Origin of the sequence: Geobacter argillaceus, assembly GCF_007830735.1 — a bacterium.
Taxonomy (GTDB): domain Bacteria; phylum Desulfobacterota; class Desulfuromonadia; order Geobacterales; family DSM-12255; genus Geomobilibacter; species Geomobilibacter argillaceus.
Window position 1 is genome coordinate 257,274 of the sequence record NZ_VLLN01000001.1, and the last position, 16,162, is coordinate 273,435.

The window sequence follows — 16,162 nt, forward strand, 5'->3', positions numbered from 1 at the left end:
AACATGAGCTTTTTCACAATGTGTATGCTGGCAGCAGGGTTCGGTATGGCAATCGGTGCATTCGGTACCGGCATCGGCCAGGGTCTCGCCGTCAAGAGCGCCGTTGAAGGCGTTTCCCGCAACCCGGGCGCTTCCGGCAAGATCCTGACCACCATGATGATCGGTCTCGCCATGATCGAGTCCCTCGCCATCTACGTCCTGGTTGTCGCCCTGATCATCCTGTTCGCCAACCCCTACAAGGACATCGCCGTCGAGCTGGCCAAGACGGTTGCCAAGTAACTAGTCGTTTTTCTTGGCGATGAATGAAAAAGGGTGTGCCGCAAGGCGCACCCTTTTTTCGTTTTCGGATTTGAGCGCCACCGCGGCGGGATATCAGCATCAGCAGAGGAGGGCTGCCTTGAGGTTGGTGCAAAACGCCGGACGAGTTCGACAAGGACGTCGAGAAGAGGCGTATCATGTAGTTAAAGGAGGTTATGACGCAGATCATAGGAGGTCGGCCATGAGAAGGAGTGCATGTCTGATTTTTGCCGTGGCGGTATCTCTGGTGATAGTCGCCTCGCCCCTCATGTCGGCTGAGACGGCCATAGAGCCGCAAGCAAGAGAAGAGTGTCTGCTGCTCGCGAGGAACTGTGTGGATGATATCTACACAGTCCAGCAGCGGATCGAGAGGCTACGCAAGGAAATTGAAAAGGGTACGGAGGTATACACCCCGGCGGAACTGCTGAAACTCAAAGATGCGTTAGCTGACGCGTATAGAAAACTGATCGATACCGTCGAAGGCGAATGAGAAAGGATGCGGCCATAACCTTGGCTGCAATTTCATTTTCCGTCATAACCCGATCTTTTTTCCCTGTTTGGTTTTTCGTTGCGTCGTGGCGGCGTTGCGTGAAAAAGGGTACGGTTCTCACCTGCGGCGGACCGTTGACATCGGCTCGGGACGGAGTATGCTCGCCAAAGATGATCCACGTAAGGGGAACGGTATGGAAAGAGCACTCAACCACCTGAGAGGGAAATTCGTCGCCGGTCTGTTCGTGGTAATCCCGGTGGGGATCACCATCTTCATCCTCAAGTTCCTCTTCAATTTTGCCGACGGCATCCTCGGCGTCTACCTGGACAACCTGTTCAGCGCCATCAGCCACCGGGAGACCCACTTCCCCGGTCTCGGCATGATCACCGGCGCCATCGTCATTTACCTGACCGGCCTCTTGGCCACCAATGTCCTGGGAACGCAACTCCTCACCTGGGGAGACGAACTGCTGTCCCGCATCCCCCTGGTAAATGCGATCTACACGTCCAGCAAGCAGTTGATGAAGGTGTTCAGCGAGGGAAAGGGCTCCTACCGGCGTGCCGTGTTCGTCGAATGGCCACGCCCGGGGATCCGGGCAATAGGGTTCGTAACAGCCGAGATAGAACGTGACGGTCAACGGCTGGTCGTAGTCTATGTGCCGACCATGCCCAACCCCACCTCGGGGTTCGCCCTCTTCTTCCGCGAGGACGAGGTGCTCGAAAGCGGCATGACCGTCGAGGAAGCGGTCAAGTTCGTGGTTTCCGGCGGCGTCGTGATCCACTAAGCAACGGCACAATGCACGGACACACCACGGCTATGCATCGTCAGCAACGACCCACTTCCTGACCTCGACCGCCACATCGTAGAGCGTGCTGCCGTTGCCCCGGTCGGTGAGCCTTTGCGATGTAAGGGTATTGACGCCCCGCTTGCCGTCAATGAACTCTCCCCACCACACTCCCTCGGTCACCACCGTTCCCGCCGGCACCCGCTCGGTCACCGTAAGCATAAAGAGTGCTTCCCCCTCTTGGTTGCCTACCGCCACCCGCTCGCCATCGGCCAGTCCGCGCTGTTCCGCATCGTCCGGATGCATCAGCAGCGCCATGCACGCCTGTTTCTGCCGCAGATCGTCCCGTTCGTAAAAGGAGGCATTCAGGGCGTAGGGGGTCGGGGCAGATTGCAGTAAGAGTGGCAGACCGTCGCCGGCAGCATGGGTGGGCAGCAGACAGGGAAGCGTTTCCGGCTCGAGCGGGTTCAGTATCTCGATCTTTCCCGAAGGAGTCAGCCACCCACCCCTTGCACTTGTAGGCACCGTCAGCGGCACCGGTTCGCCCCGCCGCAGCCTCTCGTTCGCGACCGGTCCGCGCCAGGCGGTTTCCTGATCGATCAGGAGATCGATCAGTCCGTCGGTCGTCTGGCGGAAAAACGGCTCATTCCACCCCATGCCACGGGCCAGCAGGCTGAAGACCTCCCAGTTCGGCTTCGACTCCCCCACCGGCGGAATGGCCGCGTCGCAGCGCTGGGCGATGTAGGTGCCGTAGCTGCGATACAGGTCGGCATACTCCAGTGACGAGGTTGCCGGCAGCACGATGTCGGCGTAGCGGGCAGTATCGGTCAGGAAACGCTCGTGTACCACGGTGAAGAGATCGGGGCGGGAAAGCCCTTCAAGCACCGCGTTCTGGTCCGGCGTGACCGACGCAGGATTGGAATGATAGACATACAGCGACATGACCGGCGGGTCGTTCAAACGGGTAAGGGCTTCTCCCAGCCGGTTCATGTTGATCAACCGAGTCGGCCGGGGGGAGAAATTTTCACGCAGCAGCGGGGAAAGCGGAAACGCCGGGGCACTGGTCGTACCGCATAAAAGGCCGGCACCGGGGCGCTGCCAGGCACCGATCAATGCCGGCAGGCAGGTGATGGTCCGCACGGTCATGGCGCCATTACCGTACCGGGTAAGACCGCTCCCCAGGCGGATGAACGGCGCCCTGGCCGCGGCATAGGCCCTGGCCAGGCGTTCGATATCCTCCTCCGCCAGTCCGCAGACCGGCGCCATCCGGGCCGGGGCGCAATCGGGCAGGACGGTGGCCGCGAACTCGTCGAAGCCGGCGACGTTCCCCCGGATAAAGTCGTGATCAACCAGTCCGTTCCTGGTCAGGACATGCATCATTCCTAAAGCCAGCGCCCCGTCGCCTCCCGGCCGGACCACAAACGACTCGTCAGCGGCTTCCAGTGTCGGGGTGCGCCAGGTATCGATCGCCCAGACCCCGGCGCCGCGCCGCCGCGCCTCTTGAACGTCCCGCTGGCAATGGATGCTGGTGGCAACGGCGTTAATTCCCCAGAGGATGATCAGGTCGCTCTCTGCCATCTCGCCGGGATCAAGTCCCGGCGTATCTCCCATGACCGCCTTCCAGCCCGCGTCCTTTGCCGGTGAGCAGATGGTCCTGTCCAGCCGTGAGGCCCCGAGATAGTGAAAGAACGGATGGCCGGCATTGCGTTGCACCAACCCCATGGTGCCGGCATACGAATAAGGGAGAATGCACTCGGCCCCGTGGGTCGCGATCAACTCTTGCCACCGGCTGCAAATCCGCTCAATCGCCTCGTCCCAGGTGATGGCGGTGAACGCCCCATCCCCCTTTGCGCCTTGGCGCAGAAGCGGTGTGGTCAGCCGGCGCGGCGAATGGACGGTCTGCTCGTACCGGATCATCTTCGGGCAGAGGAGACCCCGGGTGTAGGGATGGTCCGGATCGCCGGCAACGCTCACGGCACGGCCGTTCTCCACGGTCACCAGCATGCCGCAGGCATCGGGACAGTCATAGGGGCAGACGGAACGGCGGACGGTTGCGGACATGGAACACCTCCACGAGGGATTTGAAGGAGTATACCGCATGTGACAGCAAATCAGCCTGGAAACTTTTATGACGCAAACGGTTATGCGCCTTAGAGATTACCCATTTTTTGGAATGATAACGTCTGATTGTGCGGAGAAAGCTTTCGTTGTATAAAACACGGGTAGCCGACTCCACTTTGTCGGATTACGTCCCGTAGGGACAGAACGCCGGTAGCCCGGCGATTTATCGCCGGGTTTCGTGGACGGCACATGATTTTCGTCACGTACGTGACTGAAGGAAAAGACTGATCCATTTCCGGGGGATGAATCCCCCGGCTACAGGCATTCTGTCCCGATGGGACGTACGCGAATGTGACAACCTTGCAATTATGCTGCAATCGTGTTGAGTGCCGCCCTTCGCAGCCGAGAGGTTACAATGAAACAAAACGGTAGCTGGATGGTCGGGCCGGAGACGGTGCGGATGCTGGAACTGGGACACCCGTGGATCATTGCCGACGCCTACACCAAGCGATGGCCGGCTGGCAGTGCCGGTCAACTGATCGAACTGACCGACGCAAGCGGGCGTTTTATCGCCACGGCCCTGCTTGATCCGTCGGATCGGATCGTCGCCCGTGTCCTTTGCCGGGAACGTCTCCGCCTGGATCGGGCGTGGCTGCGCAAGAGGCTGGAGACGGCCCGTGAACTCCGCCGGACCCATGCCGACCTTGGCGATACCGACGCCTACCGACTGGTGAATGGCGAAGGAGACGGACTGCCCGGCCTTACGGTTGACCGGTATGGAGACTATCTCCTGATCCAGCTCTACTGTGCCGGCTGGCAGCCGCACCTGCGAACCGTGACCCAAGTACTGCAGGAACTGGTAGCACCGGCCGGGATCTATGAAAAAACCCGTCCCCAGAAGACCCGCGAGCTGGAGGCGGTAAGCGAAACCAAGCGCTACGGCCGGCTCCTGGCCGGCACGCCGGCCCCGGCTCCGCTCACGGTGCGGGAAAACGGCCTGCAGTACCTGGTAAGCCTGGAGCAGGGGTTGAACACCGGCCTGTTCCTGGACCAACGCCGTAACCGCCGGGACCTGATGACAAGGGTACGCGGCAAGCGGATGCTCAACCTCTTTGCCTACACTGCGGCCTTCTCGGTGGCGGCTGCAGCAGCCGGGGCCACCCTGGTGACCAGTGTGGACGCCTCGCCCGGCTACACCGAATGGGGGCGCGCCAACTTCGGCGCCAACCGGCTCAACCCGAAACGGCACGAATTCATCGTCGGCGACTGTCTGGCCGTACTGGCCGACTTGGCCCACAACCAGAAACGCTACGATGTCATCCTCATGGACCCGCCGTCCTTTTCCACCACAGCCAGGAGCCGTTTCACCACCCGTGGCGGCACCGCCGATCTGGTGGCAGCCGCCCTGCCCCTGCTGACCGATGGCGGACTCCTGATCGCCTCGTCCAACCACCAGAAAGTCGACACAGCCGACTACCTGAAGGAGCTGCGCCGCGGCGCCCTGCAGGCCGGTAGCGACCTGCGGGTCATCACCCTGGCCGGCCAGCCTGAGGACTTCCCCTACCCGGTTACCTTCCCGGAAGGGCGCTATCTCAAATATGCCATCTGCGTGAAGTGTACGCCGTAACAGGATTCAGGGAGCGAAGCCATGAGTAAGAAATACGCCGGCTCATCGCTGGTCTGGTCGTCGCAGCTGGGCCGTGTCTGCCCCGGCTGCGGCAAGGCCGTAGCTGCCTGCATCTGCCGGAAACAGGCAGCTCGGCCGGCAGGCGACGGCATTGTCCGGGTCAGGCGGGAAACCAAGGGCCGCGGCGGCAAGACCGTGACAGTGGTGACCGGGATCACCGGCACTGACGAGGCGGTCAAGGAGTTGGCCGGCGCGCTGAAACGCCGCTGCGGTACCGGCGGCACGGTAAAGGACGGAATTATCGAGATTCAGGGCGACCACTGTGATCTCCTCGTGGCCGAACTGACACAGCGGGGAATGACAGTCAAGCGCGCCGGCGGCTAGGTGGTTTATTTAATTAACAACTTTGTACTATTGAAAATTTTTGTATTGACTCCTCTGACTCATTAATTTATGGTTCCTCTGCACAGAGAAGGACAATTAGTGGGTAGACGATAATACTAAACCATCCGCGAGGATGGGACGGAAAGCCTACAGGGTCTCACCGAGACAGCCGGGTCGCCGAAATATCTGCACAGATATCGGTCCCGGCTTTTTTGTTGCCAAAAATACGAAACAGGAGACAAGCTACCCCCAGTAACGCTTAGCGAACATTTTGTGCCTCCCCGGCAGCAGTTGTCCGGTCGACACAAAACATAGGCGATAGACGATAATACTAAACCATCCGCGAGGATGGGGCGGAAAGCCTACAGGGTCTCACCGAGACAGCCGGGTTGCCGAAATATCCACGATATTTTCGGCAACCCGGCTTTTTTGTTGCGCAAACGCCGGTCGCCACTCGGGAGGTGAAAAGATCCAAAGGACGACGATCTCGGCGTTCCGGGCATGTCGCCGATGGGAATCTGGCCAATTCGCATCGGACATGAGACGACACGAAGCAGCAACCGCAATCACGATTTACGTATTACAGGAGGATTTATGAACTACAAACACATTATCACTTCAGCGATACTGGCAATGAGCGCACTCTCCTTTGCGGGGTGTGGCAGCGGCGGTTCCACCGGCAACGTCGCCGCTCCCGCCAAGTTCACCAGCGGCGTGATAACCGACATCTCCAACAGCACCCAGGCAACCGGCATCGTTGCCAAAGCGCCCGTCGGAACTCTGGCCATCAACGGCGTACAGTTCGACGTGGCTGGCGCGTCGATTGTCCTGGACAACAAGGACGACCCCTCCGACGACCAACTCCAGGTGGGGATGGTCGTCGAAATCCGCGGCGATCACGACGGGAAGAAGGGGGAGGCGCGGGAAATACATCACGAGAACCTGCTGAAGGGACCGGTTGCCGCTGTCGACGCTGCCGGGGGAAAGCTGACCATCCTCGGCCAAACCGTGCTCGTGGACTCCTTCACCCGCTTCAGCGGCATCTCCGGCCTGGCCGCTCTTGCCGCCGGCGACATGGTGAAGATCGACGGCCTCCCCGGCGAAGGTGGGATCATCCAGGCGACCCGCATCCACAAGAGGTCCGCCCCGTTTGTCGCCAACAGCACCCCGGTGAAGATCCGGGGGACGGTGACCAGCGTGGTTGACCAATCGTTCACCATCGGCCCCTTGCAGGTGACCTCCGACAAGAAACTGCCGTCACAGCTCTCGGTCGGTGCCTTCGTGAAGGTCGAGGGAACCCTCTCCGGTCTGACCGGAACGCTGGCCGCATCCGAAATCGAAGTAAAGAAGGCCGAGATCGAGCCTGAAGAGGGCCAAAGCGTCCGCCTGGAAGGGATGGTGACAAGCTTCGCGTCGCAGTCCAGCTTCATGGTGAACGGCATTACCGTTGACGCCTCCGCCCTCAACCTTACCGGCCTGGCAAACAACGTCAAGGTGCAGGTGGAAGGGTTCATCACCAACGGGGCAATCGTGGCCACCAAGGTGACCATACTCTCCGGTTCGGCACCGGCACCGGCTCCGGCCCCAACGCCTACGCCAACGCCGACACCAGCGCCGCTACCGGGTAAGGCCGTCTATGATGCCAACTGTGCCGGTTGCCACAGCCTCGGCACTTACGACGCTACCGGGTTCGCACCCAACCTGTCCGGCAAGGGGAGCCTGATCAGCAGCAAATTCCCGACAGCCGGTGTAGCCGGGCATAACGGGATCACGCTTTCCGCGACCAACCTGACCGATATCAAGGCATTCGTGAACGCCAACTAGCCATATCAGTCAACATCACGCTGCAAAGGAAAGGGGAGAGGCACTGCGCCACTCCCCTTTCCTTTAGCATCACTGACGGTTGACGCGCCTCGTGAAAAAGGAGATTATGTGCCCTCTATCAACCCGAACATATTGGAGCTACCGTGGCACTCATTTCCCTTCGCGCCATCACCCTCGCCTTTGGTGGGCCACCGCTCTTCGACGGCGTCTCGCTGCAACTGGAACCGGGCGACCGGCTCTGCCTGCTGGGGCGCAACGGCACCGGCAAGTCGACCCTGCTGAAGGTCATCAGCGGCGAACTCCCGCCTGAATCGGGCGACATCGACCGGCAACAGGGGCTCAAGGTCGCCCTGGTTTCCCAGGAAATCCCCCGGGGGCTAGAAGGTACCGTCTTTGATGTGGTGGCCGGCGGCATGGGTGCGGCCACCGATCTCCTGGCCGAGTACCACCAGGTCAGCCACCAACTGTCAGCCAAGGCGAGCCCGGAACTCCTCTCCCGCCTGGAGCAGCTGCAGAAGGCCCTGGAAGAGACCGGCGGCTGGCACCTGCACCAGGAGGTGGAGCGGATTCTCAGTCGCCTCTCCCTCGACCCGGATGCCCTGTTCACCACCCTCTCCGGCGGCACCAAGCGCCGCGCCCTTCTGGCACGGGCGCTGGTGGGCGCCCCCGACATCCTGCTCCTGGACGAGCCGACCAACCACCTGGACATCGATACCATCGTCTGGCTGGAGGAATTCCTCCTCAAGCAGGTCAAGACGTTCCTGTTCGTGACCCACGACCGGGCCTTTGCCCGGCGGCTCGCCAACCGGATCGCCGAACTGGACCGGGGCAAGCTCTACGCCTTTTCCTGCGGCTACGAAGCGTTCGTGGAGCGGCGGGAAGAACTGCTGGCGGCGGAGGTCACCCGCCAGGCCCTGTTCGACAAGAAACTGGCCCAGGAGGAAGTCTGGGTACGGCAGGGGATCAAGGCCCGCCGGACCCGCAACGAAGGGCGGGTCCGGGCGCTGAAGAAGATGCGGGAGGAACGGCGGCAGCGGCGGGAGAGGACCGGCCAGGTAAAGCTGCGGGCCCAAGAGGCCGACCGGTCCGGGGCCCTGGTGGTCGAGGCGGAAGGGGCCACCTTTGCCTTTGACGGCCAGCCGGTCATCCGGGATCTGACCACCACCATCATGCGGGGCGACCGGGTGGGGATCATCGGCCCGAACGGCTCGGGCAAGACCACCCTGCTTCGGCTGCTGCTGGGGCGGCTGGAGCCCCGGGAAGGGACGATACAGCTCGGCAGCCGCCGGGAGGTTCTCTACTTCGACCAGTTGCGTGAGCAGCTCGACCTGGACAAGAGCGTCCAGAACAACGTGGGCGAGGGGAACGACACCCTGATGATCAACGGCAAGCCCCGCCATGTCATCGGCTACCTGCAGGACTTCCTCTTCTCTCCGGACCGGGCGAGGACACCGGTGCGGATACTCTCCGGCGGCGAGCGCAACCGCCTCCTCCTGGCCAAGCTCTTCAGCAAGCCGTCCAACCTGCTGGTAATGGACGAGCCGACCAACGACCTGGACGCCGAGACCCTGGACCTGCTGGAGGAGCTGCTCGCCGAATACTCCGGCACCCTGCTCCTGGTGAGCCACGACCGGGAGTTCCTGGACAATGTGGTGACCAGCACCCTGGTCCTGGGTGGGGATGGCACGGTGCGGGAATACGTGGGGGGATATGCCGACTGGCTGCGACAGGCGGCAGCCGAGACCCCGGCCCTGCCGGCGGCGGCAAAGTCGGTGCCGGAAAAACCACGCAAAGCGGCCGACCGCCCCCGCAAACTCACCTTCAAGGAGGAGCGGGAGCTGGAAGCCCTGCCGGAACGGATCGCCGGCCTGGAGGAGGAACAGGAAGGACTGCACCGAAACCTTGCCGACCCGGAGTTCTACCGAACCGCAGGGACCGAGGTGGCGACGATCAATGCCCGGCTGGCAGAGCTGGAAGAGGAACTGGCCGCGGCCTATCAGAGGTGGGAAGAGCTGGAGGGGATCAGGGACCAGTCAGGACAGTGATCCACTATTCCGTTGCCAGACGCGACAGCCGTACCGTGATGGCCAGTGCCACTGCAAGCAGCACGCCGATGAGACCTGCCACCCCGTGCCACCCCCCATGGACCCAGAAATACCCCCCAATCGTGCCGGAGACGCTGGAGCCCAGGTAGTAGAAAAAGAAGTAGAGCGACGAGGCCTGGGCCAGGGCGGTCTTCGCCCGCCGCCCCACCCAGCCCGAGGCAACGGCATGGGCACCGAAGAAGCCGGCGGTAAAGAGCGCCACGCCGGCGATGACCCAAAAGAGTGGCTGTGCCAACGTAAGCAGGGCGCCGGCGAGCATCACCATGAGAGAGAACCGGATGATTGCGCTGCGGCCGAACCGGTTGACCAGCCGGCCTGCCGTGGTGGCACTCCCCGAACCGATGAAATAGACGACAAAGACCAGGCTGACGATTGTCTGACTCAGACTGTAGGGAGGCGCAATCAGCCTGAAGGTCAGGTAGTTGTAGAGGGTAACGAAACATCCCATGGCCACAAAGGCCAGGCCGAACAGGCTGGCGAGACCAGGTTCCCGCAGATGCTGCACCAGCGAGGTAACCAGGTACCCGGCCTTGAACGGCCGCCGTTTGAGCATGGTGGGAGGCGGCAGGGTGTAGATGAACACCAGGGTAAGTCCCAGGCAGATGACCCCGATGGTGCCGAGGGCGACGCGCCAGGAAAAGAGATCGGTCAGAACGGCCGTGAGGATGCGGCCGGTCACGCCACCGATGGCATTACCGCTGATGTACAACCCCACGGCCGCACCGACCGAGGACTGATCGATCTCCTCGTTCAGATAGGCCAGGGCAACCGACGGTAGCCCGCTCAGCACAATCCCCTGAAGCAGTCGCACAACAACCAGGGCAGTGAAGGTCTGGCTGAACGCGGTCAGGATCGCCAGAAGCGACGTGAGCACCAGTGAGATGGTCATGATCGGCTTGCGGCCCCACGTTTCCGAGACCGTGCCGGCAACCAGCATGCAGATCGCCATGGCACCGGTGGCGATGGAGAGCGGCAGACTGGCGTGTACCGGCGAAACCCCGAATTCACGGGCGAACACCGGCAGAAGCGGCTGGACCGCGTAGAGGGAAACAAAGGTGACGAAACCGGAGGCAAAGAGGGCCAGGTTCACATGCCGGAAGCTCTTCGTACCGCTGCGGATCAGTCCGCCCTCAAATGTTGCTGCACAGTCACCTGTCATGGCCAGCCCCGTTCCCTGCCACTGTCGGCCGGATCGCCGATACGTTTGTTTGCACGCCCCACTCCCCGCCTGTCCCCGCTGCTGAACAAGCATTTGATGCACGCTTCCGCGAAAGCGCTTCTCATGAATGTAACGTAGCAGTTGCCAATGGATAAGAAAAATATATTATAATTATAGTTACGATAAATAGTATTGATCGCCAGGAATGAACATGGAAATACGGCAGCTCCGCTACTTTCTTGAAATCGCCCGGCTCGGCAGCTTCACCAGGGCGGCGGAGCAGCTCCGCGTCGCCCAGCCCGCTGTCAGCATGGCGATCCGGAAGCTGGAAGAGACCCTGGAACTGGTCCTGTTCAACCGGCAGGACCGCAAGGTCTCGCTCACGGCCGAGGGTGAAATTTTCCGGGAACATGCCCGGAGAATTCTGGGCGACCTGGAATCGGCGGAACAGGAGATGGCCGAACTGCGGGGCCTCGGCAGGGGGGAGGTGAGGGTCGGCATCCCCCCCATGCTGAGTGCCTACTTCTTTCCGGCCATCATCCGCGACTTCACCAGGCGCTATCCCGCCCTGCACCTGTCGGTTCACGGTGAAGGGACCTGGCGGCTCCAGAAGATGATCAGCCAGGGAGAACTGGACATGGGGGTCATCGCCGGGCGCTCGGTTCCCGATACCCTTGAATGCCGCCACTTCCTGCAGGAGGAAGTGGTAATCTGCGTTCCCCCCGGTCATCCGTTCGCACAACACCGCTCAGTGCCCTTCGCGGAGTTCATTGGAGAGCCGCTGGTATTTTTCAAAGAGGGGTACTACCTGCGGGAACTGTTCTTCGAGGAGTTGCGGGAGAAAGGCGGGACACCCAACATCGTTTTCGAGACGAACCTGTATTCGCTCATCAAGCCGTTGGTAAGGGACGGACTGGGAATCACCTCCTTCCTCAGGATGGTAGTGGCGAACGACAACGACCTCATTGCGGTCTCCTTCGATCCGCCGCTCCATCTCGACCTGATGATCGCCTGGAAAAAACATACCTATCTTTCCCGGCCGAACCGGGCCTTCGTCGACTTTCTGCTGGCGCAGACCCAGGGGCATGGAGACACCTAACCCGGCATAACCACATGACAATATTCTGCAATTACGACCAGTGTGCCCGGCAGGATGCATTGACTACCGGTTGTTTCGGTCTATCATTTCAGCAGGGAACCAACCCCAACGAGGTGCGCCATGAAACGGATCATAGCTCTGTTGCCGGCGTTGCTTCTGATGACCGGCATCTGCTTCGGCTTCACCGAAGAGGCCTTGAAGCTGGTTGACGACACCATCACCTTCGACGAACTGCGGGACAACCCGGCCAGATACGTCGGCAAACAGCTGCTGCTGGGCGGAACCATCGTCCTGGCCAGGCCCAAAAGCCTGGAGATTGCCCAACTACCGCTGGATGCCAGGCACAAACCGGACGATTCGTTCAGTTCTCCGGGCAGCTTCATCGCCACCAGCAAGGAGCCGCTCAATATCTCCATCTACCGCGAAGGGAATCTGGTGGCCATTATCGGCACGGTGACCAGCGGGAAGGAGGTAAAACGGGGAGGCGAGGAACAGGTCCTGCCTGTGCTCGCCATCAAGGAGATCCAGCTCTGGAAGGAATACGGCACCGAGCGGGACTATGATCCGGACTGGATCTATGAAGAGCGCGACTATTACTACGAACCCTACTACCGGTACAGCTCCCCCTACTACCCTTACTACTACCCCTATGACACCTGGCCGCCCGGCTATTTCATCTTCCGCTTCGACGGAGGGCATGGCAGCTATCCCTACCCTCGTCATTTCCGGGGTGACGGCCGGTTCAGGGGGTTCGACGGCGGCCGCCGGCCAAGTCCGTACCGTTACAGGCGGTAGGATACGGCAGAAGCGATCTGCAACGACTTAATTCTTAACTCCCCTGGCCCCCCCTCTTAACTTAAGAGGGGGAATCAGTTTCCTCCCCTTAAGGTTGCAGGAGGGGTTACTTCTTTTGCCCCTTCTCATTCACCAGCTTGAGGATATCGTCGGTCACGTCCTGCACCGTAACGCTGCCCCCCTGGTAGAGCAGCTCTTTCTTCGCCACGATGGCGGCAAAACCGTTGGCCTTGGCATAATCGGTGACCACCTTCTCGATCTCGCCGAACAGAGAGCGGGTCAACTCCTCTTCCAGCGGCTTGAGCTCTTTTTCGGCGTTCTGCACGAACCGGCGGTAGTCATCCACCTTCTTTTCGAACTCCTTGGCCTTGGCAGCCCGCTGCTCAGGCAGAAGCGACGGCAGTTTCGCCTCGATGGCGGCCTTTTGCTTTTCCAGCTGCTTCTGTTTGGCGGTTATCTGCGTCTGATACTTATCGGCCTTTGCCTTGAAGCGCAGCTGGGCAGCCTTGCCGGGTGCTGATTCGCTGCCGATCCGGCTGATATCGGCATAGCCGATCCGAACCGTCGGGGCTGCCTGAGCCGGCTCGACCTTTTTCGGTTCCTGAGCAGGCACAATGGCTGGTGCCGGAACTGGTAGCGCGGAGGGGGCGGGCACTACTGCCGGGAGCGGGTCCGCAGCACGAGCGAACAGCGGCAGGACGACAAGCAGGGCAAGAACAAGTACGATCAAGGGGGTTACGCGAATGTTGCGCATCTGGCACCTCGTGACCCGGGCAGCACCTGCCGGGGGAATATGCAGCCGGATGAAGATAGCGCGTTTCTGCGCCAACGGCAAACAAAGTTTCCCGCCTGCTGGCACCGATGTGTGCCGCGTGCAGCGCACCGAGACCCGGATCTGCTCTCGCCCCCCTTTCGCTTCCCGGCGTCCCGATTAATCGGAGAGCTTGCAGCCGGCTACCAAACGTCTATACTGGTGCGCAATAGACCCGTAAGGATACACCATGAAACGACTGCTCCCCGGCGCCATCCTTTTTGCCGCACTGTGCATCGTGTGCGCCTGCCAGAAGAACGATGCCCCCCGCTCGCAGCACCAGAAGCTGCGGGTGGTCACCACCCTCTTCCCCCTGTACGATTTCGCCAGGGAGATCGGCGGCGACAAAGTCGACGTCACCCTGCTCCTGCCGCCCGGCGTCGAGCCCCACAGCTTTGAACCCCGGCCTGACGACCTGGTGAGGATCAGCAAGGCCGACCTGTTCATCTTTACCAGCGAGCAGATGGAGCCGTGGGCGATGAAGCTCATCAAGGGGGTGGCTGAGAAATCACTGCTGGTGGTTGATTCCAGCAAGGGGGCCAGGCTCCTTAAGGCTGGCGCCGCCAAAGAGCACAAAGGGGAACAGAGTGCCGGCATGACCGCCGGTAACGATGGGCACCATCATGGTGAAGGGATGGACCCGCATATCTGGCTCGATTTCAGCAACGCCCGGATCATGGTGGACAACATGGCAACAGGGATGGCGACCAAGGACCCGGCCAACAGGGAGTACTATACAGCCAGGGCTGCGGCCTACAAGACCGAGCTGCAGAAACTGGACGACGAATTCAAGGCAGGACTGGCAACCTGCGGCACGCGGGAATTCCTGCACGGCGGCCACTACGCCTTCGGCTATCTGGCCAACCGCTACGGGCTCACCTATCGCTCCGCCCAGGCGGTGAACCCCGACGCCGAGCCGACTCCGGCCACGATTGCCGGTCTCGTCAAGCTCATGCGGGAGCATCACCTCACCTACGTCTACAGCGAAGAACTGCTGTCACCACGCAATGCGGAGATGATCGCCAAGGAATCCGGGGCAAAGATCCTGATGCTCCATGGTGCCCACAACATCAGCAAGGACGAACTGGCCAGCGGTGCCACCTTCATCGCGCTGATGAAAAAGAATCTCGCAACTCTCCGGACCGGCCTGCAGTGCCGATAACACCCCAAAACAGTGGCCAAAGGGTGCCCGAATTGGTATAGTCGCCCCTGATCGCACACAACTCACCCCTTTCTCCTGAAACCATGAACATACTGCTCCTACGTCCCCATCCCGGCGATGACCGGTTCGGCCTCGGCCCGTTCTTCCGGGTCGAGCCGCTCGGCCTCGAATACCTCGGCGCCGCCCTCCTGGGGCAAGGCCATACGGTCACCATCGCCGATCTCCGCTTCCGCCCCGGCCCCGCAACCTGGGTCAGGCGCAGCCGGCCGCGACTGGTGGGCATCTCCTGCCTCCATGCCCTGGAGTACGACCGGATACTGGAAACCGCCCGGGAGATCCGCCGGGCCTGTCCCGAGGCGTTCATCGTCGTCGGCGGCCATGCGGCCGCAGCCTTTTCCGGGCCGCTGGAGCGGGACGAGATCGATGCCATCTGCCTGGACGACGGCGAAGAGGTGATGCCGGCCCTGGCTGAGGCACTCGCCACCGGGAGCGACCTCGAAACGGTGCCGGCCCTCCGGCTGAGGACCCGTGACGGCTGGCTCTCCACCCCGCCGCTTTTTGAGCGGACCTGCCTCGACCTGGTCCCCCTGCCGGCACGGCACCTGGTCGACCGCCACAGAAGCGGCTATCACTGTCTCCTGTTCAAGCCGGTCTGGCTGATCGAAACCGCCCGCGGCTGTCCGCACCGCTGCTCGTTCTGCTCGGTCTGGCAGCTGTACGGCCGTTCCTGCCGGGAGCGGAGCCTGGACGCCGTAGTGGAGGATTTCGCCACCACCGGCGACTCGATCTTCGTCGCCGACGACCTCTTCTGGTACAACCCGGAACGGAGCCTGGAACTGGCCGCGGCCCTGAAAAAGCGGGGGATATACAAACGGTGGATTCTCGTCCAGACCCGCACCGACCTCATCTGCCGCAGCAGCGAGATCATGGCGGCCTGGCGCCCCCTGGCCAGGGATTTCGATATCTTTCTCGGCCTGGAAGCGGCGAGCGACCGCGGCCTGACCGGACTGACCAAGGACAGCGGCGTTGCCGAGAGCATCGAGGCGGTCCGGGTCGCCCGTTCGCTCAGGTACGGTATCAACGGCAACTTCCTCATCGACCCGGACTGGAGTGAAGACGATTTCCTTGAGTTGTGGGAATTCGTGGCCCGTTACGGCCTGCAGCGCGCCGGCTTCACCATTCTCACCCCGCTGCCGGGCACCGAATTCTACGAGAGCGTCAAGGGGCGGATCGTCAACCAACCCTGGGCCAATTTCGACATGCACCACCTGCTCTGGGAGCCGCGTCTCGGCGCCAGGCGTTTCTTCGAGCTCTACGCCGAGACCTGGCGGCGCTCCATCCTCAACACCTCGGGCGAGAAGAGCCTCCTGGACTGGGTGCGCCAGGTCCGCCCGACCCAGATCCCGTACATCATCAGGGTACTCTGGCGCACCCAGCAGATGATGAAACCAGAGGCCTACCTCCGCGAGCACCTGGAAACCGCCGCATCAGCGGCGCAGCCGGGGCGCTGACCTCGGCACGGAAAAATATTTTGACATTTGCCAAAGCCAAATGATAAAGAATC

General features: G+C 61.5%; 14 protein-coding genes and 2 riboswitches. Of the genes, 11 read left to right on the top strand and 3 right to left on the bottom strand.

Going from position 1 to position 16,162, the window contains the following annotated elements:
• The first annotated feature begins 3 nt into the window (after positions 1–3).
• The 3 genes from atpE (at position 4) to JN12_RS01185 (ending at position 1,571) form a co-directional block, all read left to right on the top strand.
• Positions 4–279, top strand: a complete 276-nt coding sequence (atpE, locus tag JN12_RS01175; RefSeq protein ID WP_145017238.1) for an ATP synthase F0 subunit C — start codon at positions 4–6, stop codon at positions 277–279.
• A gap of 220 nt (positions 280–499) precedes the next feature.
• Positions 500–787, top strand: a complete 288-nt coding sequence (locus JN12_RS01180; protein ID WP_145017240.1) for a hypothetical protein — start codon at positions 500–502, stop codon at positions 785–787.
• A 193-nt stretch (positions 788–980) separates the two neighbouring features.
• On the top strand, positions 981–1,571 hold the full coding sequence (locus tag JN12_RS01185) for a DUF502 domain-containing protein (RefSeq protein WP_145017242.1): 591 nt from the start codon (positions 981–983) through the stop codon (positions 1,569–1,571).
• 30 nt (positions 1,572–1,601) lie between these two features.
• On the opposite strand, the gene JN12_RS01190 is transcribed toward JN12_RS01185, so the two are convergent.
• Complete coding sequence (locus JN12_RS01190; protein ID WP_145017244.1) at positions 1,602–3,632, bottom strand: molybdopterin-dependent oxidoreductase; 2,031 nt, start codon at positions 3,630–3,632, stop codon at positions 1,602–1,604.
• A gap of 415 nt (positions 3,633–4,047) precedes the next feature.
• On the opposite strand from JN12_RS01190, the gene JN12_RS01195 reads away from it, so the two are divergent.
• The 4 genes from JN12_RS01195 (at position 4,048) to JN12_RS01210 (ending at position 9,512) form a co-directional block, all read left to right on the top strand.
• Positions 4,048–5,259, top strand: a complete 1,212-nt coding sequence (locus JN12_RS01195; RefSeq protein WP_170241806.1) for a class I SAM-dependent rRNA methyltransferase — start codon at positions 4,048–4,050, stop codon at positions 5,257–5,259.
• A 21-nt stretch (positions 5,260–5,280) separates the two neighbouring features.
• A complete protein-coding gene (locus JN12_RS01200; protein ID WP_145017246.1) occupies positions 5,281–5,643 on the top strand; it encodes a translation initiation factor Sui1 in 363 nt (120 codons plus the stop codon).
• A 105-nt stretch (positions 5,644–5,748) separates the two neighbouring features.
• Positions 5,749–5,825, top strand: a riboswitch (cyclic di-GMP riboswitch).
• Between the two features lie 138 nt (positions 5,826–5,963).
• A riboswitch (cyclic di-GMP riboswitch) is annotated at positions 5,964–6,040 on the top strand.
• 197 nt (positions 6,041–6,237) lie between these two features.
• The gene (locus JN12_RS20625; protein ID WP_246125700.1) at positions 6,238–7,467 is read left to right on the top strand and encodes a DUF5666 domain-containing protein; all 1,230 of its coding nucleotides are present in this window, start codon (positions 6,238–6,240) and stop codon (positions 7,465–7,467) included.
• Positions 7,468–7,610: 143 nt separating this feature from the next.
• Entirely contained in the window at positions 7,611–9,512 is a 1,902-nt protein-coding gene (locus JN12_RS01210) for an ATP-binding cassette domain-containing protein (protein ID WP_145017248.1), read from the top strand.
• Positions 9,513–9,516: 4 nt separating this feature from the next.
• On the opposite strand, the gene JN12_RS01215 is transcribed toward JN12_RS01210, so the two are convergent.
• Positions 9,517–10,731, bottom strand: coding sequence for an MFS transporter (locus JN12_RS01215; RefSeq protein ID WP_145017250.1), 1,215 nt, complete (start codon positions 10,729–10,731; stop codon positions 9,517–9,519).
• Between the two features lie 211 nt (positions 10,732–10,942).
• On the opposite strand from JN12_RS01215, the gene JN12_RS01220 reads away from it, so the two are divergent.
• Both JN12_RS01220 and JN12_RS01225 read left to right on the top strand, forming a co-directional pair.
• Positions 10,943–11,830, top strand: coding sequence for a LysR family transcriptional regulator (locus JN12_RS01220; RefSeq protein ID WP_145017252.1), 888 nt, complete (start codon positions 10,943–10,945; stop codon positions 11,828–11,830).
• A gap of 120 nt (positions 11,831–11,950) precedes the next feature.
• A complete protein-coding gene (locus tag JN12_RS01225; RefSeq protein ID WP_145017255.1) occupies positions 11,951–12,625 on the top strand; it encodes a Slp family lipoprotein in 675 nt (224 codons plus the stop codon).
• Positions 12,626–12,731: 106 nt separating this feature from the next.
• Here the strand turns inward: JN12_RS01225 and JN12_RS01230 are convergent, their stop codons facing one another.
• Entirely contained in the window at positions 12,732–13,379 is a 648-nt protein-coding gene (locus JN12_RS01230; protein ID WP_145017257.1) for an OmpH family outer membrane protein, read from the bottom strand.
• 247 nt (positions 13,380–13,626) lie between these two features.
• Between JN12_RS01230 and JN12_RS01235 the strand changes: the two genes are divergently transcribed.
• Both JN12_RS01235 and JN12_RS01240 read left to right on the top strand, forming a co-directional pair.
• Positions 13,627–14,598, top strand: a complete 972-nt coding sequence (locus tag JN12_RS01235) for a metal ABC transporter substrate-binding protein (protein ID WP_145017259.1) — start codon at positions 13,627–13,629, stop codon at positions 14,596–14,598.
• 83 nt (positions 14,599–14,681) lie between these two features.
• Positions 14,682–16,109 carry a B12-binding domain-containing radical SAM protein gene (locus tag JN12_RS01240; RefSeq protein WP_145017261.1) on the top strand — a complete coding sequence of 476 codons (1,428 nt, stop codon included), beginning with the start codon at positions 14,682–14,684 and terminating at the stop codon, positions 16,107–16,109.
• Positions 16,110–16,162: the final 53 nt, after the last annotated feature.